General features: G+C 39.9%; 19 protein-coding genes. 3 read left to right on the top strand and 16 right to left on the bottom strand.

Going from position 1 to position 20,794, the window contains the following annotated elements:
* Genes BK583_RS10965 through BK583_RS10935 form a run of 7 tightly spaced genes read right to left on the bottom strand, consistent with a single transcriptional unit; the run spans position 1 to position 6,675 of the window.
* Positions 1-663, bottom strand: coding sequence for a class A sortase (locus BK583_RS10965; RefSeq protein WP_160319264.1), 663 nt, complete (start codon positions 661-663; stop codon positions 1-3).
* A gap of 13 nt (positions 664-676) precedes the next feature.
* Positions 677-1,723 carry a WxLIP family cell surface protein gene (locus tag BK583_RS10960; protein WP_055735268.1) on the bottom strand — a complete coding sequence of 349 codons (1,047 nt, stop codon included), beginning with the start codon at positions 1,721-1,723 and terminating at the stop codon, positions 677-679.
* Positions 1,724-1,777: 54 nt separating this feature from the next.
* Entirely contained in the window at positions 1,778-2,530 is a 753-nt protein-coding gene (locus BK583_RS10955; RefSeq protein WP_055735269.1) for a WxL domain-containing protein, read from the bottom strand.
* 25 nt (positions 2,531-2,555) lie between these two features.
* Entirely contained in the window at positions 2,556-3,308 is a 753-nt protein-coding gene (locus tag BK583_RS10950; RefSeq protein WP_038479802.1) for a WxL domain-containing protein, read from the bottom strand.
* Complete coding sequence (locus BK583_RS10945) at positions 3,305-3,649, bottom strand: LPXTG cell wall anchor domain-containing protein (protein ID WP_055735270.1); 345 nt, start codon at positions 3,647-3,649, stop codon at positions 3,305-3,307. The genes BK583_RS10950 and BK583_RS10945 overlap by 4 nt, the downstream gene beginning before the upstream one ends.
* Complete coding sequence (locus BK583_RS10940) at positions 3,642-6,374, bottom strand: lectin-like domain-containing protein (RefSeq protein ID WP_055735271.1); 2,733 nt, start codon at positions 6,372-6,374, stop codon at positions 3,642-3,644. Before BK583_RS10940 ends, BK583_RS10945 begins: the two co-directional genes overlap by 8 nt.
* Positions 6,367-6,675: a hypothetical protein gene (locus tag BK583_RS10935; protein ID WP_038479811.1), complete on the bottom strand. Its 309-nt coding sequence runs from the start codon at positions 6,673-6,675 to the stop codon at positions 6,367-6,369. The genes BK583_RS10940 and BK583_RS10935 overlap by 8 nt, the downstream gene beginning before the upstream one ends.
* Before the next feature lie 412 nt (positions 6,676-7,087).
* Between BK583_RS10935 and BK583_RS10930 the strand changes: the two genes are divergently transcribed.
* Positions 7,088-9,094: a motility-associated ABC transporter substrate-binding family protein gene (locus tag BK583_RS10930; RefSeq protein ID WP_180316896.1), complete on the top strand. Its 2,007-nt coding sequence runs from the start codon at positions 7,088-7,090 to the stop codon at positions 9,092-9,094.
* Between the two features lie 22 nt (positions 9,095-9,116).
* Here the strand turns inward: BK583_RS10930 and BK583_RS10925 are convergent, their stop codons facing one another.
* From BK583_RS10925 to BK583_RS10895, 7 genes are all read right to left on the bottom strand, one after another.
* Entirely contained in the window at positions 9,117-10,490 is a 1,374-nt protein-coding gene (locus tag BK583_RS10925; protein ID WP_055735272.1) for an aminotransferase, read from the bottom strand.
* A gap of 13 nt (positions 10,491-10,503) precedes the next feature.
* A complete protein-coding gene (locus BK583_RS10920; protein ID WP_055735273.1) occupies positions 10,504-11,733 on the bottom strand; it encodes a Zn-dependent hydrolase in 1,230 nt (409 codons plus the stop codon).
* Entirely contained in the window at positions 11,730-11,951 is a 222-nt protein-coding gene (locus BK583_RS10915; protein WP_038479821.1) for a hypothetical protein, read from the bottom strand. Before BK583_RS10915 ends, BK583_RS10920 begins: the two co-directional genes overlap by 4 nt.
* A gap of 17 nt (positions 11,952-11,968) precedes the next feature.
* Complete coding sequence (gene hydA, locus BK583_RS10910; protein WP_055735274.1) at positions 11,969-13,381, bottom strand: dihydropyrimidinase; 1,413 nt, start codon at positions 13,379-13,381, stop codon at positions 11,969-11,971.
* A gap of 13 nt (positions 13,382-13,394) precedes the next feature.
* Positions 13,395-14,669: an NAD-dependent dihydropyrimidine dehydrogenase subunit PreA gene (gene preA / locus BK583_RS10905; protein ID WP_055735275.1), complete on the bottom strand. Its 1,275-nt coding sequence runs from the start codon at positions 14,667-14,669 to the stop codon at positions 13,395-13,397.
* Positions 14,662-16,011, bottom strand: coding sequence for an NAD(P)-dependent oxidoreductase (locus BK583_RS10900; RefSeq protein WP_055735276.1), 1,350 nt, complete (start codon positions 16,009-16,011; stop codon positions 14,662-14,664). Before BK583_RS10900 ends, preA begins: the two co-directional genes overlap by 8 nt.
* A 302-nt stretch (positions 16,012-16,313) precedes the next feature.
* Positions 16,314-17,012: a GOLPH3/VPS74 family protein gene (locus tag BK583_RS10895; RefSeq protein WP_055735277.1), complete on the bottom strand. Its 699-nt coding sequence runs from the start codon at positions 17,010-17,012 to the stop codon at positions 16,314-16,316.
* A gap of 283 nt (positions 17,013-17,295) precedes the next feature.
* Here BK583_RS10895 and BK583_RS10890 point away from each other — a divergent pair, with 283 nt between their 5' ends.
* Positions 17,296-17,535 (top strand): helix-turn-helix domain-containing protein, encoded by a 240-nt coding sequence (locus tag BK583_RS10890; protein ID WP_055735278.1) that lies wholly within the window; start codon positions 17,296-17,298, stop codon positions 17,533-17,535.
* Between the two features lie 418 nt (positions 17,536-17,953).
* Positions 17,954-18,178 carry a hypothetical protein gene (locus BK583_RS10885; protein ID WP_055735279.1) on the top strand — a complete coding sequence of 75 codons (225 nt, stop codon included), beginning with the start codon at positions 17,954-17,956 and terminating at the stop codon, positions 18,176-18,178.
* A 559-nt stretch (positions 18,179-18,737) separates the two neighbouring features.
* Here the strand turns inward: BK583_RS10885 and BK583_RS21295 are convergent.
* Both BK583_RS21295 and BK583_RS10880 read right to left on the bottom strand, forming a co-directional pair.
* On the bottom strand, positions 18,738-18,863 hold the full coding sequence (locus BK583_RS21295) for a hypothetical protein (RefSeq protein ID WP_269083156.1): 126 nt from the start codon (positions 18,861-18,863) through the stop codon (positions 18,738-18,740).
* A complete protein-coding gene (locus BK583_RS10880; protein ID WP_236702332.1) occupies positions 18,860-19,954 on the bottom strand; it encodes a Rap family tetratricopeptide repeat protein in 1,095 nt (364 codons plus the stop codon). The genes BK583_RS21295 and BK583_RS10880 overlap by 4 nt, the downstream gene beginning before the upstream one ends.
* Positions 19,955-20,794: the final 840 nt, after the last annotated feature.

Genomic DNA, 20,794 nt, shown 5'->3' with positions numbered 1-20,794 from the left:
TTATTTAAAGAATTCCTTTCCTTCTTCATAGGTTGTTTTTGATATGAGTTTTGCCCTTACCATTAATCGCTCTGTCGTTGGCCTACTCGTATCACATGTGAAGAGTGTGATACTAGGTTCGTCTGTTGGCAAAAGATACTGGGTGTCATACTCTGAAATGATGTTTGTTTCAACAATAGTGTACTGATACATTTCCGTTTTATTTGTAATATAAATATCCATGCTAGGCCTAACGTGAAGAAGTGGACCAAATAGTAATGTTTGTTTTGACAAATGATGTCCAAATAGAACATAGTTACCGCTTCCCATAGGTTGTTGATTTGTTAACGTAGCGGCTCCAGCGAGTAGATGCTCATTGGTTAACCTATCAAGAATTGGCAGGGATAACTGAACATCTGGTATTGATAGCGCACCAGCGATTGGGAGGTCGTTTTGTTGAAATGCTCCTTGCATGACTTGTAAGAAAGTAGGACGCTCAATAGCTGCTGAGTCAATGGCAGAATCCGTATTCACGTGATCGGGTAAAGAATGAGTTGAAAATAGTTGCTGTGCTGATGCAATTCGCTGCTCAATAAAGTAATCTCTAATGAAAGGGGAGCATAGTAACAAAATTCCCATTGCCAGAAGGAGGACAATACTAGTGAGCATAAGAGATGATTTCAACCTTTCGCTCATGTTAGCTTGCCGAAGCACGTTGTTTGTCCATTGCTTCATGTAGTTGTTTTTTATGCTTCTTCCGCTGGTAATAAAGAATAAGCAAGAACGCCATCACAATAAAAGCAATGCCAAGTGCAACATAGAGCCACGTATAGTCAGAGGCTGGTATCGATACATCTGTTTGATTCAGTGCCTGTGCTTGTTCTTCATCAATCGTAAACGGTTCATCCCAATGCCATTCTTCTCCCATTGAAATCGCTGTTAACTCAATCCTATAGTCACCTGCTTCTAGAGGCTGACCTTCAAGAGAAATTGGATAGGAGAAACGTGAATTTGGCGCCATCTGCATTCCGTCTGTTTCGGCTTCAACAACGATCTGGTTCGAATCGTTTTTAATGACTGCTTGAACAGCCAATTGATTCATATACATCGGTTTAGGGTTTTGAATATCCGCCATTATCACATTTCGAGCATTTAATTGATCTGCATATACATCATGGAGAAGCAAATCTGGTATGATTGGATTTTCGGTTTGTTGCAAAACGATCCCAACAACGTAAGCGTACTGATTATTTATTGATAAACCTTGTTCCGCTGATTCTTTATTCTCTTCCTCAACGGTTTCTTGCAACGTAATTCCACCAGCCATTACACCGTCAAACGACTCGTCTGGCATGGCAATCTCTAGAGGTAGTGTATATTCCCCGTTAGCAGGAACAACAATCTCTTCTTCGGTAGTCACCAAATCTTCCATAGGGAATAAAAGTGACTCGTCCCATTCTTGGTCACTAACTCCATACTCAACAACACCATTTACATTTGTTGATGCGGTGCCGATATCAGGTTCAATCACAACATCTGTGTCTGTATCATTACGAAGAAGAATCTCGACGGTTTGTTTGGCGCCTGGATCCAGTTGTAAGTGAAAGTATGTTTTACTTGAATCGATTTGATTATCAGGGATGATCGTCGTAACAGAGAAATTAAACTCTGAGGCTTGTGCCTTAAACGGCATAAAGACCAAACACGTAAAGGTTAACAACACAACAAAGCGTAGTAATTTCATCAAACCTTCCTTTCTTGAAGAGAGGGCATGCACATACTATGCATGCCCAAATCATTATTTACGATCTATGTCTTCATTTCCTGGTGTGTCGGATAATGTCCACGTCAATGTTGTTGAATAGTTTTTCGCATACTTTGTTGTCGCACCAGGCACTTCTAAAGAGACGCTAGAATCAGCAGTCTCACTTGTTCCGAAGTGATACGTGTACGTACCGGCACCTTCTCCTTTGCTTGCTTGAAGAGGGGTGCTTTTAGCTTCAGGAGTAAGAGTGAACGATTCTTGGGCATGAGATGGTTTTGAAGAGGCAGCAATAGACTTAACTGCAGCATGATTGACTGTAATCTCTGCACCGTTTAGCACTTCATTATCTGCTGTTGCAAATTGACCATTTTGAACGACTGACAAGGTCCAACCACTTTCCGTTCCACGGTTATCTGTCACTTGAACGTAGAGAGGGCTAATTTTGTCTGAATTTCTAAAGGTTTGTGGAGCTGCATAATAGGTTTCTGTCGTTGAAGTAATCTTATGCTCGCCAAACTCAAAAGATGACGCATAATCAATACTTAATGGTCCTGGTGTACCAGGATTGGGTCCAGGTCCTTCAGGGTCAGTAGGGTCAACAGGCTCTACAGGCGTTTCTGGGTTGGGATCTTCTGGATCTACAGGAGGCGTCACATCCTCATTCGGAACGAATTTTATTTTTGCGTTTGTGTCATAAGTGGAACTAGTATTTGCTAATGCCGTATTCCCACTAGTAATCAGTGCAAATGCTAGAGCCGTAATGGTTAATACTTTGATTTTTTTCATCGTTTTTCTCCGTTTCTATTATTAATTAGTTGTTATTTCCTGGTACGTCTGACAATGTCCATGTTAATGAAGTGCGGTATTCCGTATTATCTTTAGGGGTAACGCCAGGAACAAATAATTCAATAGCTGGTGTGATAACATCACCATTCTCTAAAGAAGTAAGATTCCCAAAATGGTTCACCCATGTTCCAGCCCCGGCACCTTCTACTGCGGACATAACGAGTGTAGAGGCGCCCTCAGGATCCAATTGAAACGAATTCGTAGCCGCTGGAGCCGACACATCGTTAAGCGTGCCTTTTACAGTTGGTTCGCTAAAGGAAATAGAAGCACCCGTTAACGTCGTGTGTTGGGCGTTTTCATTTTCAAATTGTCCGTTTTGCTTCACGTGCAAGGACCAGCCAGCATTTGAACCACGATTATCTGTAATTTGTACGTAGTTCGGAACAAAACGGCCATCACTTAGCTCTTGTGCTTTAGCAGCGTAGACCCGATCTTTTGTAGAAATTTCATTTTCGCCAAAATTCAGACTAGAAGCATAATCAATACTTAGAGGACCTGGAGTACCGGGGTTAGGGCCGGTTGGATCCGTTGGGTCAATTGGCGTTACCGGTTCTTCTGGATTAGGGTTTTCAGGATCGAGTGGTTCTGTGATGTCTTTGTTCGGGATGAATTGTACAGAACCATTTGAATCGTATGTACCTCCGTTTTCTGCCTTTGCTAGGCTACTGAAGGATAATGTGACAGTAGCAATCACAGTGAATAGAAGAGCTTTTTTCATTTCGTTTCCTCATTTCTAATGTGGTAGGTTTGTTTATAAACATGCTTAATCAGTACAAATGCAAGCAGGAGACATGCGACGCCACTTAATAAGGATAGGAGAGGCTTTTGATCCCCAGTCTGTGGTAATACATCTAAAATGGGCAATTCATTTCCTTCTTCTATTGGCTGCTCTGGGTATTCACCGAAAAAACCAACACCAGCATCTGTTTCTGTGTTTGCAATTGTTAAGCTAGGAGTAAATAGAAAAACGATACAGATAAGCAGTCCTGTAAGAATAAGAGAGGCGTTACGTTTAACGTCATCACCCCCTTTCAAAAAGAGATGTCTGACATTATTCATTGGCAGGTACATCCTGTAATGTCCACGTCAATTCTGTTTGATAGGTTTGATCTACTCGTGCATTCCCTGGCAATACGTCAAGAAAGAATCCGGTTTTTCCACTCTCCGTCCAACGATCAGAAATGACTTCTTCTAATCCGTTCGTTATTTGTCCAGAAGCGATGATGGAGGCATGAGAGCCAATGGTTTGTTCATTGCCGTTATCCATGTAGAGCAGAGTAGCGGAAAGTGCTTTACCTGTTCCATGATCTCGGAACGCTTCTTTTTGTTGTACAGATAATGCCCAATTTGTTTTTACATGACGCGTGTCTGTAATTGTTAGTTTGTTTCCTGCAATGACTTCTCCAAAGTATTGCTGGTGACTAGATGAAATGACTTGAGTACCAAAGTCAAGATGAGGCGCTACAAAGGATAACGCTCCATCTGTAATCGTAATAGGCACTTGAATAACCTTGTTTACTCCGGGATAGGTGGTACTCTCAATTTTCACACCAATGGTATACGTGCCTGGTACTGATACATCAGGTAATGTCTCTGAAAAACCCACAACGCGAGCGGCTTGATGTAATCGATTTGGCGTGATACGCATGTTCTTTACGAAACTACTTACATCCCACGTAGAAGGATCTGTTCCTGCGTGAAACGTTTGAGGAACGGGATCTCCATCAATCTGAATGGCCTTTAACGTTATGCTTGATTCATTTGTTGATACCTGCCCTTGAAACGCACCTGAGCTTGCTGCAGCAAAGGCTTGGTTTGCTAATGGGCCTATCGCTCTGTCATCTACTTTCACACGAAACGTAAGTGTTTTTGAGCTAGCTACTCCTATATTTCCTGCTTGAAAGGTGAGTTTCTGTCCATCTATACCGGTTGGCTTATCTTTTGACCCGTCAGCTACATACGTGAGGCCCGATGGAAGACGATCTTCCACTTGTACATTCTGCCACGTTGCACCTAGCCCATTTTCTGCAGGATTTTGAAGCGTAATTTCATATTCAAGAATGTCACCTGGGTAAGCTGAACTATCTCTTTGGAAGGCTGTTTCGCCAGATGTAATGTTCCGGACACGCTTTTCGGCTCTTGGGCGTTGAGGTAAATCTGCGTAGGCAATTGCATAGACGCCAACCTCTTCACCTGTTGCACCTGTAAACCCCCAATAAACACGATTATTGTTAAATACGTTACGATAATCAGAGATGGAATAAGTAGTTGTTTGACCAGCAAACGAGTACGAAAGCGTTCCACCGAAATTTGATGTTTTATCCCATTTAACCGTAAAAGACTGCCAGTTGTTATTAATAATCGTTCGATAGGTTATATTGGAGTGAACCATTCGAGCATTCTGAGTTCCCAAAAATCCTCGGTCTATCACAGAAGGATTAACCACCGCTGTATGACTTTGATTCTGTAAGCCGCGATCGCTATAATCGCCATTATGATACGTATCAAATTCAAAAGAGAGCGCATTTTGAATAAATCCTGTATATGAACGTTCTCGAAGTGTTCCATAAGCACCAAGTGATTCCCCGCGTTGTCCAATGGCTTGTAAACCTCTAGGATCATTGTGCATCGTAAACGTTAAGCCATCTGCGATTTGCCTTTGATTAGGATTAGCTCCATTAATATATAAGTGCATGGTCGTTTGAAAAGATTGGTTTAAATCAATTCGCTCGTTAAACCACATCGCCGAAGATTTATTTCGCGTTCCATCTGCGAGCACACGCACATTTGAATTAGGGTGTTGTGCTACGTTTCGATCACCTGCATATGTAAACAAATCTGAAACGTTTGGTCCTCCTACAGGTGGTAATGGGATGGTGCTGACATTTGCAAGGTCTACAGATGACGTGGTGAACCGTTCTTTCACAGCATTTAATTGGTTTTGTAAATCATCGGTTACATTGCTTTGTTGTGGCTGTTCATTTGATTCGTGTTTAGAACCATCTTTAAGATTGTCTGTAGCTTCTTCTAACTCCGATTCTTCAAGTGGTTCGACAGGAGCACGGTTTTCGTCATCTTTTGTTTCTTCCTTAACTGGAGTCTGCTCTTTATCGGTATTGTCAATTTTTTCCTCTAATGCTGGTTCACTTTCTTTATCGCCATCTAAATTCTCTGAGACATCTTCGTTATCCACTGGCTCTTCTAATTCTTCCTCTAGTTGTTCGTCTGTTTTAATCTCTTCTTGATCTTCATTGTATTCAGGGTTTTCTAATTCGGTCGGTATATCGGTTTCCTTGTCTTTTTTTTCATCATGCGAATCTTCGGTTTCAATTACCTCTTCGGCATCACTAATATGTACAGTAACGTCTTGATAAAGAATTTTCTCTTCATTTGTGACGGATTGTACGGAGATCGCATAAACCCCTGCATGAGTCGCTTGCAAAGTGAAGGTTTTCGACTCTTGATTTGCTTGAATGACAAGTTGATTGAATTCTTCATCGTATTCAATATGTTCCTCATCATTTGACTGCTCCCAAGTTAGTTGATCTGGTAATGTTAGCACCCAATCTTTGTCTTCCACCTCATTCATTTGAATCGCGAAAGGCTGTTTCACAATGAGATTGTCTTCATTTTCAATGAAGAGTGGGGCAGGGGGTCTGTCTTCATCTGCATGGACAAGAATTTCTTGAAACGGTATAGAAGCAACGATTAACAAGATAGATAGACAACTATAAAAGAACCGCCGATAAAGCAACCGATTGTTAAGAGAATCATGATTATACATAAGTTGTTTCCTCTAATGAGTTACGGGTTAAATGATTATTTTCCTCAAATAACATTGAGCGCACTTCTTTTAAAAAATGAATTTGAGCAGGGGATATCGTTTCAAAATTCATTAAGTCATGGCGTAAATAATTTAAATGCCATAATCGATCAAGCTCTTCTTTTGTTCGTTTTTTATGTAGAGCGTGTAAAGCAACTTCAAGAACATCACGTGCTGGAAGATGAGCAGCAAGGCTTAAATCTTTCCGCAACCGTTTATCTATTTCGTGCAATAATCGATAGGCTTTTACATTTGTACTCAATATAACCATCTCCATTTCAAGACAATAGAACTAGGAACTAATCATCATCATACGCTATTGTCTGTCAGAAAATGGTCTCTATTTTTACACTCTAATGGAAAAAATTGATACATTGCACCCTTATATATTAGCCTATTGCTAAAAAAAATAAAAATATTTGTCTTAGGAAAATAGTAATGTTTTAACAAAATATAATATAAAATCTGATAGTTATGCACTCGGGTGTTTTTTTATGTAAAGATAATAATAGTAAAAGGAGGCTGATCAGCGCGGTTTCCTTGTAAAAGTGGTCTGTTTTATTTTTAAAATGATGATAAAAAATACATTTTTTTAACATCGACTGCTTAACAATCTGCTATGATAAAAAGAGTTCGATTGCTTTTACAACAGAATAAAGAGGAGGCACGGTGTTATGAGGTATCAGAAAGAATTTTTTGCAACTGCAATGCTCTCGTTTATGGTGTTAAGTTTGCAACAACCCGCTTTAGCAGAGGGACCTAATGATCCAGCACCTGTTTTACAACCAAATCAGCCTAATGGAAAAACTGTTTTATTCGACAACAGCCATGGACAAACGGCCGGTCAATCAGACTGGGTGATTGATGGTGCGTTTTCTGATTTTGCAGATGCGTTAGTTGAAGAAGGGTATTTAGTGAAAGAGCATCGTGGGACAGAGCTGTTATCTCTAGATGACTTAAATGATGTTGATGTCTTTGTCATACCAGAAGCACAAATTCCTTTTAAAGCAATAGAACAAGATGCGATTGCTAGTTTCGCGGAAAATGGTGGCGGCGTTTTCTTTATTGCTGATCACTACAATGCAGACCGTAACTTAAATCGTTGGGATTCAAATGAAATTATGAATGGTTGGCGGAGAGGCGCTTATGAAGAACCAACAAAAGGCATGAGCGCAGGCGAAATTGAAGCGATGGAAGGAGTAACAAGTTCGGATTGGTTAAGTGATGAATTTGGTGTTCGCTTTCGTTTTAACGCCATTGACAATACAGCCGGAGATATCATTGTGCCTGTTGAGGAATCATTTGGTATCACAGAAGGAATTCAAGAAGTATCGATCCATGCAGGGTCAACGATGGCCATTATGAATGAAGACATAGCTAAAGGAATTGTTTACCTGCCTGATGGCTTAACAGAGCAAGCAAATTCGTGGGGTCCAGCTGTTGATCAAGGTGTTTACTTTGGCGGAGGAATAGAGGAAGGCCCATTTGTAGCCATTGGCAAAAAAGGTGATGGGAAGTCTGCTTTTATCGGAGATTCTTCTCCAGTAGAGGATAGTACTCCAAAATATCGCAATGAAGAGCATGGTGGAGTGAAGCGAACGTATGATGGCTTTATCGATCGTGATAATGGTCCACTTCTTGTGAACGTTATTCATTGGCTAGCTGAACAAGAGGATTACCATACATTTGCAGAAATCGATCTTCCTCTTGATGAGCCTTCGCCTATATTAGAAATGGAGACACCTGAGCACTCGACGGAGCCGCAGGTTGAACCGTGGAGAGCACCACAAACAGGCTATCTTTGGTATGATCGCACAACATTTGCGAATGGCTCTTACGGTTCTGACGTAGCACCTCCAATTGATATTTCCTATCAAGTTGAAACACCGGCTGTATTGCCAGCAGATGGAACACCGTTTCAAGTTAGAATTACCCTAACAAATATGCAGCCCAATCAAGTAATTACAAATGCGGATATGCAAGTGTACCTTCAAGGTGGAACGGCTGTTTCGCAAATTCAACGTGCGGATGGCTCTTGGCCGAACGGGTATGGGTATCAATCCGTTGGAACACTTCGTGCAGATGGAACCGGAAAGGCAGAGATGGATGTAACAATGCGTCTTGGCAATGGTGTAACAGAAGGACCAGCAAATATTCGCTTACGTGTCGGTGCAGGCAATAACGTGGTAACGAAAGCAGTAACAATCGGTACAGGCGAAGAAGAAGAACAGCCACCTGTTGAGGAAGCGGCGTTTACTTTATCTTATCCAAACCCAATGCCTTTAGATGGTTCTACGTTTCCGGTTGAAGTAGTATTAACGGGGCTTACACCTGGGCAGACTATATCAAACGCACAGCTTCAAGTTTATATTGCAGGTGGACAATCTATCTCGCAAATTCAACGTGCGGATGGTTCCTGGCCAACAAACTATGGCTACTTTAATGTCGGTGATGTTACTGCTAATCAACAAGGTCGAGGGAGTAAAACAGTGAACATGCGCTTAAATGAAACTGTTCAAGCAAACCTAGGTAGCATTCGTCTTCGTTTAGGTAGTGGCAATAATGTACTTACAGAAACAGTTACCCTTCAGGCTGTTCAACAAACCAGTTTTTTAGCTCCACGGTTTCATCAATATGTTGACCACTTCCAATCGGTAGATGGAAACACAAGCTCATCATAAAACTTAAAACAAAGAAGCGGGCTCAATAAGAGCTCGCTTCTTTGTCTGTCTCTGAAAACACTTCGTTTAGCGTTTTTACTAAAAACGTTAAATCATCTTCGGTTGATGTGAGTGGAGGGGCTATAATGAGTACATTTCCTCCTGAAGGCACTGTATCGCCGTTTTTACCAATAATGAGCCCTTTCTTCTGACAAGCAGCTACAATCGTTTTAATGGCTTCATCTGAAAGCGGTTCTTTCGTTTGCTTATCTTTGACAAGTTCAATACCATATAAAAATCCGATACCACGGACATCGCCAACGAACGAATAAGATGTGAGCGCATGAAGTTTACGAAGAATGGTTTGCTCTAATCGAGCTACTCGATTCACTAGTTGATCCCGTTCAATAATCTCAATCGTTTTTAAGGCAACGGCACAAGACGCAGGATGTCCACCGTAAGTGGAGATATGACGAAAATGATTGGTAGTTCCGTTTGTTTTAAATGACTGGTAAATAGATTCATGTACACAAGTTGCGCCAAGAGGTAAGTAACCAGCTGTTAATCCTTTCGCTAGCGTTATGATATCCGGAAAAAAGCCGTCCCCATGCATGTAGCCAAATACTTTTCCAGTCCGACCAAATCCAGATACAACTTCGTCTAAAATAAGCAAGACATTGTATCGCGTACATATCTCTCGAACTTTTTTGTAATAGATATCAGACTGCGGGTGAATGACACCGCCACCAGAAATAATTGGCTCCATAATGAACGCGGCAACCGTTTCGGCACCTTCCCATAAGATGGTTTGTTCAAGATACTCAGCAGCTCGGAGGTCGTCTTCTTCATAAGAGCCGAAGCTACTCCGATAAGCATAAGGAGGTGGGATGTGAACAAACCCTGGAACATTCACGTCATATTTAATTTTCCGGTTTGCTTGAGCGGTAGCTGCAAGCGCACCGAGAGAATTACCATGGTAGGCGCGATAGCGAGAGATAATCTTTGTTTTTTCTGGATTACCTGACTGCTTGTGATGTTGGCGAGCAATTTTAAATGCTGTTTCATTCGCATCTGAGCCACCATTTGCAAAAAAAGAACGGTAGCCACCACCAAGCAGCTCACTCAATTTTTCTGCTAAATCAATTGCAGGTTTATGACCAAAAGAGAGGGGAAAGTAAGCTAATGATTTCATTTGGTTAGCTGCAGCTTCGATAATTTCCTCCTGACCATGACCTAAATTTAAGCACCATAACCCTGAAACTCCATCAAAATATCGTTTTCCAGCTGTATCTGTGAACCAAGAACCTTTGCCGCTCTCTGCGATTAATGGCGTTCCATTCGCTTGGTACGGTTTCATCCCATGCCATAAATAATCTTGATCTTTTTCACTATAGCTTCTTTTCGTCTCCGCTTCCATGTGACGAACCTCCCTACAGTTTAGTCGTTAGTCGGTAAACCGTTTCCAATAAGACATTTGCACCGATCCCGCATGCCTCCCACGAAGTATATTCGTTTTCTGAGTGACTAATACCGCCGGCACTCGGAACAAAAATCATCGCTGATGGTACGATTCCTGCAATAAATTGGGCATCGTGTCCAGCACCACTGACCATTTTGGTATAGGAATAGTCAAGGGCTTTTGTCGATTCTTCTATTTGTTGGACAACTTGCTCATTAAACCAGACCGTATTTCGTCCCCATAATTTTGTTGCGTTAGAAGGGAGGGAGCATTCATTAGTAACCTCAGAAAGAATCGTTTCCACTTGTTTAATAACGCCCTCATCCTTATGCCTTGCTTCAATGGAGAAGACGACTTTATTTGGAATCACTGTATGAATATTTGGGGAAACCGAAAAGCGTCCTATTGTGTAGACTAAATCTGAATCAAGTTTAGTCAATCGTTTATGAAGGATGTTCATAAGGTGATTGGCAGCTGTAAGAGCATCTTTTCGCATTGACTGAGGGGTTGTACCTGCGTGATTCGATTGACCAGTAATATCGATTTCGTAACAGCACATGCCCACAACACACTCAACAACACCAATATCAAGCTGGCGTTGTTCTAAAATAGGACCTTGTTCAATATGAAGCTCAAGAAAAGCAGCGGCTTGATTTAAACGGTTTGCATGAGATCCTTTAAAACCTGATAATTCAAGAGCTTCTCCGAACGTCATGCCAGATTCATCGATTTTTTTTGTCATAGTACGTAGATCAAATTTTCCTGCTATAATACCGGAAGCCATCATAGATGGTTCAAACCGTGCGCCTTCTTCATTTGTGAAATTAATGATGCCAACAGGTCGATTGAACTCAATGCCTTGATCAATCATGACTCGAAGTACTTCTAAGCCTGCCGCGACTCCAAGAACACCGTCAAAGCGACCGCCTTTTTTTACTGTATCGAGATGGGACCCCATATAAATAGGAGCTTGATCCGGATTCTTTCCTGAAAGTAATGCGTACATGTTGCCAAGGTCATCCCATTGAACCGTTAATCCTAAAGCCTCACATTGATCTTTGAAATACGTTCGCGCCTGAATATCTTCTTTTGATAAAGCTAAACGGGTAACGCCTTTGTTCTCTGTTTCACCAATCTTAGCAAAATCACGAAGGGTATCCATGAGTCGATCTTGATTAATGCGAAGGTTTTCTGTCTTCATGGAGAAGCGTCACCTCCTTTTTGTTGATGAAAAAAGAGGGTGGATGCATATTTACGAGCATTCGCATTGCCGACTGTGAGGGATTCGTATTTCTGATCATTTGAGAAGGAGATATCTGAACCGTTTAAATGATCGATGATCGTATCGATTTTTAATCCTTCTGCTAAAAACGCATCAATTTGTTTCCGTTCTTTTTCGAAATGCAAATGTTCTGCCATAGAAGGTGCCTCCCTGCCTAAAGTTTGACTCGATCATTTGAAAGCATATTGCCATAACGTGCGCGTTTTATGAAAACACCATCTCCAGGTAAACCAATATAGGAGCCATCGTGAACAATGACTTGCCCACGTGAAAGTACAGTGCGAGGGACACCCTTTACTTGCATTCCTTCAAATGCATTATAGTCAACAGCTAAATGATGAGTGGTAACCGATAAGGTACGCTCTATACTTGGATCAAATAAGACAAGATCAGCGTCTGCGCCAACAGAGATACTCCCTTTTTTCGGATACATCCCGAATAGTTTTGCTGCTCTTGTTGATGTAACATCAACAAATTGATTTAAGCTTATTCGTCCCTTTTCAACGCCTTCTGAATAGACAATACTCATCCGATCTTCTATAATTGGACCACCATTTGGAATTTTAGTGAAATCGTCTTTGCCTAAACTTTTTTGACCGTCAAAGTCAAATGAGCATTGATCACTACCGATTGTCTGTAAACCACCTGTTTTCAACGCATTCCATAATGTATCTTGATGTTCTTTTGGGCGAAGGGGAGGCGACCAAACATATTTTGCTCCTTCAAAATCTGCTTTTCGAAGCGCCTCTTCATCAAGCACTAAATATTGAGGGCATGTTTCTCCCCAAATATCAGCGCCTCGTTTGCGTGCTTCTTCAATTTGCTTTACCGCTTCAGCACATGTGACATGAACAACATAAAGCTGCGATCCTGCTAAAGCTGTTAGTTGACAAGCTCGACCCGTCGCTTCTTCTTCTGCTTCAACTGGTCGGGTTAGTGCATGATAAATAGGGTCCGTTTGTCCATTGGCAAGTGCCTGCTTCGTTAAAAAGTCAATGACATCTCCATTTTCTGCATGAACCATAACGAGAGCACCTAGCTCTTTTGCTTTTAGTAACGTTTCAAACAATGTCGCATCATCTGCTTGAAACACATTTTTATACGCCATAAATACTTTAAATGACGTAATGCCTTCATTAGAAATAACAGCCGGGAGCTCTTTTAACACATCCTCGGTCATTTCACCGATCATTAAATGAAAACTATAGTCAATCGCTGCTTTTCCGGCTGATTTATCATGCCATGTTTGAATGGCTTTTTGTAAGGGTTCTCCTTTTTCAGTTAAACAAAAGTCAATAATGGTTGTGGTGCCGCCAAATGCAGCACCAATTGTACCTGTTTCAAAATTATCCTTTGTTACCGTACCACCAAATGGCATATCTAAATGGGTGTGAGGGTCAACACCACCTGGGAAAACAAAACAGCCTGTCGCGTCAATCGTATCATCTACATTTCCAAACGTTGCGGCGCTACCGATGCCCGTTATTTTTTCATTTTCAATCAACAAGTCTGCTTGATACGTATCGGATGCTGTTACAATTGTCCCGTTCTTGATCACTTTTTTCATAAACGCTCACTCCTTAAGATTGAGGGGATTTCATTGACGCCATGCTGCTTTGACGATCATTCCACGACATAGGAGGTAGGCCATTTTCTTTCACGACCATATCAATTGCGCCATCCACTGGGCAAACAATGGAACATAAATTACAGCCAACACATTCATCTTCGTTTACTTTTAAATAGGGCGCTCCTTTTTCGTCAACAAATCGTTCAATACATTGATGAGCCGTGTCTTCACATGAAATATGGCACTTATTACAGTTAATACATACATCTGTATGAATAGACGCGACCACTTGATGGTTAAGATTCACATTGCCCCAGTCAGAGTAGCGCTGTACCGATTTACCGGTTAAATCGCGAACAGAGGAAAGACCCTTGTCATCTAGGTATGTGGAGAGACCGTCAATCATGTCTTCTACAATCCGAAATCCATGATGCATGGCCGCTGTACAAACTTGTACATTAGTCGCACCCATTAACAAAAATTCAACAGCGTTTTGCCAATTCGCTATGCCACCAATCCCGGAAATCGGCACCGTCACCTGTGGATTCCTAGCACAGTCACCTAACATATGAAGCGCAATAGGCTTGACGGCAGGCCCACAATAGCCACCGTGAGTTCCTAGTCCATCGACATTCGGCACCGTCTGCCACGAGTGAATGTCGACGCCGGCCAAGCTGTTAATTGTATTAATTAAACTAATCGCATCCGCTCCACCTTGCACAGCAGATTCTGCTGTTACAGTGATATCTGTAATATTTGGTGTTAGTTTAACAATCACAGGGGTCTGAGCCACTTCTTTTACCCATTCTGTTTGTTTCTGCACTAGCTCTGGTACCTGACCAGATGCTGCGCCCATGCCACGTTCAGCCATACCGTGAGGGCACCCAAAATTTAGCTCTAAGCCATCTACACCAACAGCTTCCACTTTTTTAACAATTTCATGCCATTTGTCTTGCTTTGGTTCGACCATTAGAGAAGCAACTATCGCATGATCAGGAAACCGTTTTTTCGTCTCCTCGATTTCACGCAAATTAGTCTCAAGAGGACGATCAGAAATTAATTCAATGTTATTAAAACCTGCTACACGCTGACCATTGAAGTGAACAGCAGCAAATCGGGAGGTGGAGTTGATGATTGGTTCCCCTAACGTTTTCCACACGGCGCCACCCCAACCTGCTTCAAAGGCACGCTGAACTTGATAGCCTGAATTTGTTGGAGGTGCACTTGCAAGCCAAAAGGGATTAGGAGAGGAGATACCAGCAAGATTGCTATAAAGATCAGCCATAATGTGCCTCCTTACGTATGTCTGCTAGGTTTTGATGAATGGAATAAGCCGTTTGTTTTCCTTGCTCAGCTGCAGAGACGACCATTGCTTCACCTTGTCCATCACCGAAGATCACATCACCACATGCATATACACCTTCAGTAGTTGTTTTAAATTGCTCATCAATCGTAATTATCCCATTCTTTGTGTGAATGTTAGCCTGATCAAGCCAACTGTAACGAGATTGCCCAATTGCTCGAACGACAAAATCTGTGGCGATGACGGTAGTATGACCACTTGGAATCGGCCGACGCCGTCCATCTTGGTCTGCTTCTCCAAGGGTCATTTGCATACATTCCACTCCAGTTACAGATCCATTCTCATCAAGAAGAATGCGAGTAGGGGAGTGAAGCCAGCGAAATTCAACGCCATCCTGCTTGGCAAAGGTATATTCAAAATCATAAGCTGTCATTTCGTCTTCGGTACGACGGTAAAGGATTTTTACATTAGAAGCTCCTAAACGAACCGCACATGTTGCACCATCAATAGCCGTATTCCCAGCTCCAATGACTACACCTTTCCTTCCAGAAAAATGAGTAGCGAGCTCATCGGTTTTCGTTGCTTTCACAAAATCAATGGCATCATAAACCTCTTGTGCTTGTTCTCCCGGAATGCCTAGAGAAGGGACGCTTCCCATTCCGATCGCGAGAATAACTGCATCATATGAGCTTTTTAATTCATCAAGAGTAATGTCTTCGCCGACACACGTATTTGTTTGTATCGTAACACCGAGAGACTTAACTTGTTCGACCTCCCAATAAGAGATTTTCTTTGGTAATCGAAACGATACAATGCCATATGTGTCTAAACCACCAGCTTCGGAGTCTTTTTCGAAAATGGTGACATGGTAGCCGAGACGAGCAAGCTCTCGTGCAGCAGATAAACCAGCCGGTCCACTGCCAACGATGGCTACACTTTGATTCGTTTTTTTGCCTGCTTTAAAAAGGATTTTCTTATTATGAATAGCCCAGTCCGTTGCAAATCGCTGTAATTTGCCAATTGAAATCGCTTTAGAAGAATGGTTCAACACACAAGCACCTTCACACAGTTCCTCAGTAGGACAGACTCTGGCACAGCTAGCTCCTACAGGATTAGCTTCCATTATGGTTCGAGCAGAGCCAATTAAATTGGCAGTCGTAATTTTTTTAATGAAGCCGGGAATGTCAATACCTGTGGGACAAGCGGTAATGCAAGGAGCATCGTAGCAATACAAACAACGAGTTGCCTCGTCTATTGCTTCTTGGCTAGAGAGTGGGGGTTCCACTTCTTCAAAATTCACCTGTAACTTGTCTAACAAATGCATGGAAACGCCTCCTTTTTTGAGATCGTAACGAAATGCTGCATAAAGCCGTTGCTGACTAAGTTTATCCACTTACAATAAAGCCGAAAAATTCAAAATTCAACAACAGTGTTAGATTATATGTTACAAAACGTAAAAAATGAGTTGGAAGACAAGCCTCCTTTCAGAGAAGAATTGGAAGAGAAAAAACATCATGGGGGATAGGGTGACGTATACCCAGACAAAGAGGTGAATATATTCATTTTTAACATAAATAGGGAAGGAAAGCTAGTAAAAAACGCGTATAAGAGATGAATGTCTTCTCTCTACGCGTCTGATGAAGAGGAGGTTGTTGAGGTAACGACTGCCGTTGCAATCGCCATTGTTATGGATGTATCAATAAACTCTGTTGCCATCTTAACGGATTTTGATAATGGAAGGTTTTTGTTCAAATGTTTAACTTGCTTTTCAATCTTTTTTGCTTCATTACGATCCGTGAATACAATGTCTACTAGCTTACTTGAGTGAAGAAGAGATAGTAACATTAGGTGTCGCTCTTCAGTTTTGTTTAAAGGTTCTTGTTGATTTGTTTTCTCCAAAATGGTTACGAATCGTTCACGAACGATAGGGATTAAATTCTCTTGTTTGCACTCATAAGTGAATGATGGAAATAGTCCTAAAATATACTTTTTGTTCACAGTCAAAATAGTACTGTTTTCAAGCTTCCGAGCAATTGTATGCTGGATGTTATCTAGTCTTGATGGCAATGCTGTAACCCAGTATTCAGGCGTTTTTGGCTTTGAGTTGTTCATTAACATAAGGGTCTCCTCTAATAGAGGATCTGCTGCTTTCTTAGACAATGGAACAATTTTTTTATGACGGACTTCAATAAGGGAATCGACAAGCAGATCGGTAAGGATCGCTGCAGCTAGGCCATAAGAAAGCGAAGCGGCTGAGCGCGCGTACGGTTTCTTTTTATGGGGGTCAAGGGATAACACAAACAGTTGTTCAGCAAGTAAATGCATACGTATCAATCCTCCTACTTTTCTTACGACCAAACAGGTAAATACGTTTCACTTTTTTTGAAAAAGAGTCGTATCCTTATAAAAATCAGATGCCGATACAAGTAACGAAATCAGCCTTAAATTAGCTGCCAAATGAGAGAGAATTTTTCTATTTTAGGGTTTTCGTTATAGGTAAAATAAATTATAATGGAATGAACAATTTTAACACAGTGTTACAAAAAAATCGTGAATATTCAATCATTACATAACTATAAATGATTTATTTGAAAAAAGGGGCTCTGGAATGAAAAAGATGAGTGATGAGAATCTTGACCAGATGGTTGAGAAGATGGTTGAGATGAGAAAAATGTTAGGTATTAGTAGAGTTGAGTTAGCAAAAAGAACTGGATTAAATCAGACCCTAATCAGAAAGCTAGAAAGAGGAATGTCTAGAGCACATGTCGATGATTATATGATGATTATTGATACTTTAACAATGGAAATGCTTGTTCGAGACCTTTTGCCGAAAGACAGGAAAGGCTAATAATCTTATTACGTTTTGGCGGTAATACCAGAGACACATATGATTTACCAAATAAAATGTTAACGCAACAATTGATACAAAAATGTAAACAAATTACGCTTACTCATTTCTCTATTTTTGCCTCAAAACTAAGTCTAGGCTTATGTTTAGAGGCTTTTTTAATCTATTCATATAGATTCTAAATTTCTTAGCAAGCTTGTCGAACGAAAAGCTATAACCGTATTGGAGGGTTAAATCAATTTACAAATTTAAACAAAAGTCAAATGGAGGATGTTATATTTTAAGTGGTAGTAAACTCGCTAAATAAAGTAAATTTAATCTTTTCGTTACCATATTCAGTATTGGGAGTAAAGAAACTTAAATTCAAGTACAGAATAATAAAGAGTTAATACAAATACATAAAGATGAGAGGGATTCTATGAGAGTTAAGTTAACTTTTGATAATGGTACCAATGAAATGGTGACCCCGAAAGGTAGTAGAGCTGATGTAATTGCCTTTTTATATACAATGATAACTAAAATTGAAGATAATGCTAGAATTGAAGTCAATGACAGTGAAGATACCTTTTTAGAAACGACATGGCAAAATGTTAAGTCTATAGAGATCGAAATTGATGAAAATGACAAAATGACTTCTTCTTAAAATAGCAAGCAAATTGATACACTATCTATCGACATTTATTCTAAGAAGAATTGAGATGAATAAAAGAAAAGATTTTGAAACCTAAACGCACTTTGGCTGAATAAGCATTATTGCCGTTTTTGTATCTGCTTTTGCATTCTTATTCCACTTAACACAGTAATGCGTATATGAGAGAAGAAGAGGGTGAATATTCATCCTCTTTTTTGCTTACGTTTATTTATAAGTTTACATAATATACATTACAGGAACTTAAGTAATAAAGCATGAAAATGTCTCAAAACCTAAGATTACTTAAATTTTTGAGACGAAAGATGAAATTTAATGAAACATAATTAAAGTCTATGGAAACCATATGTGTATATGAAAAAGAACAAAAGTTTAAATTCTTTTACTTTCTCTATAAAAGACAAATTGCTATGACTAGTAATCGATTTCTGCGCCTCCAAAAATGACTATAACACCCAGTATAGTTAAGGTCAGATGAATTGTAAAAAGAAGACCTCGTGTTTATGGTCTTCTTTTTACAATAGGTTGCTTTAAAAATATGAAATAATTGTTTTTATCCGTAATCTGTCTTACTTTTTGTTTCAAGGGTTGAATTGTCAACTAAATCTGCATTTTCCGTTGAGATTGGTATTATTGTTAAAAAAGCAATTGTAAATAAGGCAACCAAATACTTCTTCATTCTTGACCATCTCCAATCATTTCGGGTTTTAATTTCGCACTATATGCAATTTTATAGTACTTAATTACATTTTCATTATCGCCTTTTTTCTCATATATTTCAATTAGTTCTTCTGCAAGTTCACACACTTCAAACAATAAACCTTCCTCGATCAGTTCGTTAATAGATTCATCCACCATATTTTGATTATCTAATATGTAAAGCCCTTCAATAAACTTGCATCGAGCTTTAAATTCGAAGCTTTCGTAAAATTGAGCACTAGCCTTAGCTTTTTTAAACGTATTTCTTGCTTCTTCAATCTTTTCAAGTTTAAATTGAGCATGTGAAAGCTCGGTAAGTGCCTTCATGCCATAGTAAGAGTTATTAATTTCCTCAATCTCTAACGCTTTTTGAAAGTAATATACTGCTGATTCGTACTTAGATTGAGTGAATTTGCTAAGTCCAATCGCTTTTAGTATTATGCCAGTCATCGTTGATGATTCACTTTCTTCAAGACACTCTTGTAATATTTGCTCTCCTTTTTCGTATTGCTTTAACTCTACATAAATTGCTCCTGCTACCTGCTTGTTATTAACAGCGTTATAAACTGATCCTAGTCGTCTAAAAGCTGTTTCGGCTTGCTCTAAATAGGATAACGCAAATAAGTACTGGTCAATACGATAATATGCATAACCCATATAACCTAAAAAATCAGCTTCTTCTGTTTCATCTTTTACATTTTCTAATAATCTCTCAGCCTTACGGAACATTTTAACGGCTGTCCGATATTTTTGTTTGTTAAACTCGTCTTGACCACTGACAAAATAATATAGATACTTTAAGTAATGATCCAACTCAGACTCAACAAACTTAAACTGGTCTTCAAGGGGTTCAGTTTTACTACTCTTATCTAGAATATTATTGTGTCTATATTCTACTAAAGAGTAGTAAGCTAATATCTTGTCGTCTTCTTGCATACTTTTAATCATTTGCTGTACTTCGTTCTTCAACAGCGTAGCTTCCTTATAGGAATTTGATAAGATACAGCTATACCACTCAACAATCTTTGCGCCAACTTCTGACGATGGTATCTTGTTGTGCAAAAGGCTCACCCACTTCACCTATTATTAACCCATTAGGATAAGATTACCATATATCATATACGATTTGTCGAATTTAACTTATTTCCCAACATGTAGATATTAGTTGGGAAACATAAAAAAAGATGCCGGTGTCAGCATCTTTAAATCTATTCATAAGTTTTATCAAAATTTCTATTAATCTTGTCGTGAATCGCTCTATATATCGCTTTGTAACCAGTTTGCGATGTTGGAAAGGTGACATACCCCCTACAAGCCTTTCCCGACTTGTAACAATCTAATTAGGAAATATAGAAAGATGCAATTTTCTTAAATTACTTATCTTGTTTTCTTAAACATAATTGGCCATTTAATCCACCTCCCTTTTTCTTTGGAGCTTTAATACGGTGAAGTCAATGTGACCATAAATTATGCAGAAGCACGCGCATCATGCACCTTTTAACCTATTTTTTAGTATATGCCTTGAAATAGTGCCCTTTCTTTACTAGAGTTTCATTAAACGGTTGTTTAACTATAGTATGTACTTAAAGGAGAGATTTTTTTGTCTCATAAAAACCATCTTGTGCTAGGACTTATTGTAGCTACACTCATTGTTTGTCTGACAGTATTATTAATAGCTAGAATCTATTTTAATAGTATGGAAATTGCAGCAGCAAGCGATGAATGTTTAAACAATAACGGGATTGTTCAAGTGGATAAGAGCTTCTTAAGCCTTACTTATTCATTTTCATGCACAATAAGGTAGTATGGTGAAACGGCTTTGTGTTTCGCCAAATGACGTTTTTTTGGGAAAGGGTCGTGCTTTGTATACTATGGCATCGGCCCTTTCTCATGTTCAAGCATCATCTTACC

This window comes from Shouchella oshimensis (genome assembly GCF_002019765.1).
In the GTDB taxonomy this organism is placed as follows: Bacteria; Bacillota; Bacilli; order Bacillales; family Bacillaceae_D; genus Shouchella; species Shouchella oshimensis.
This window is presented reverse-complemented; position numbering and strand designations above follow the sequence as displayed.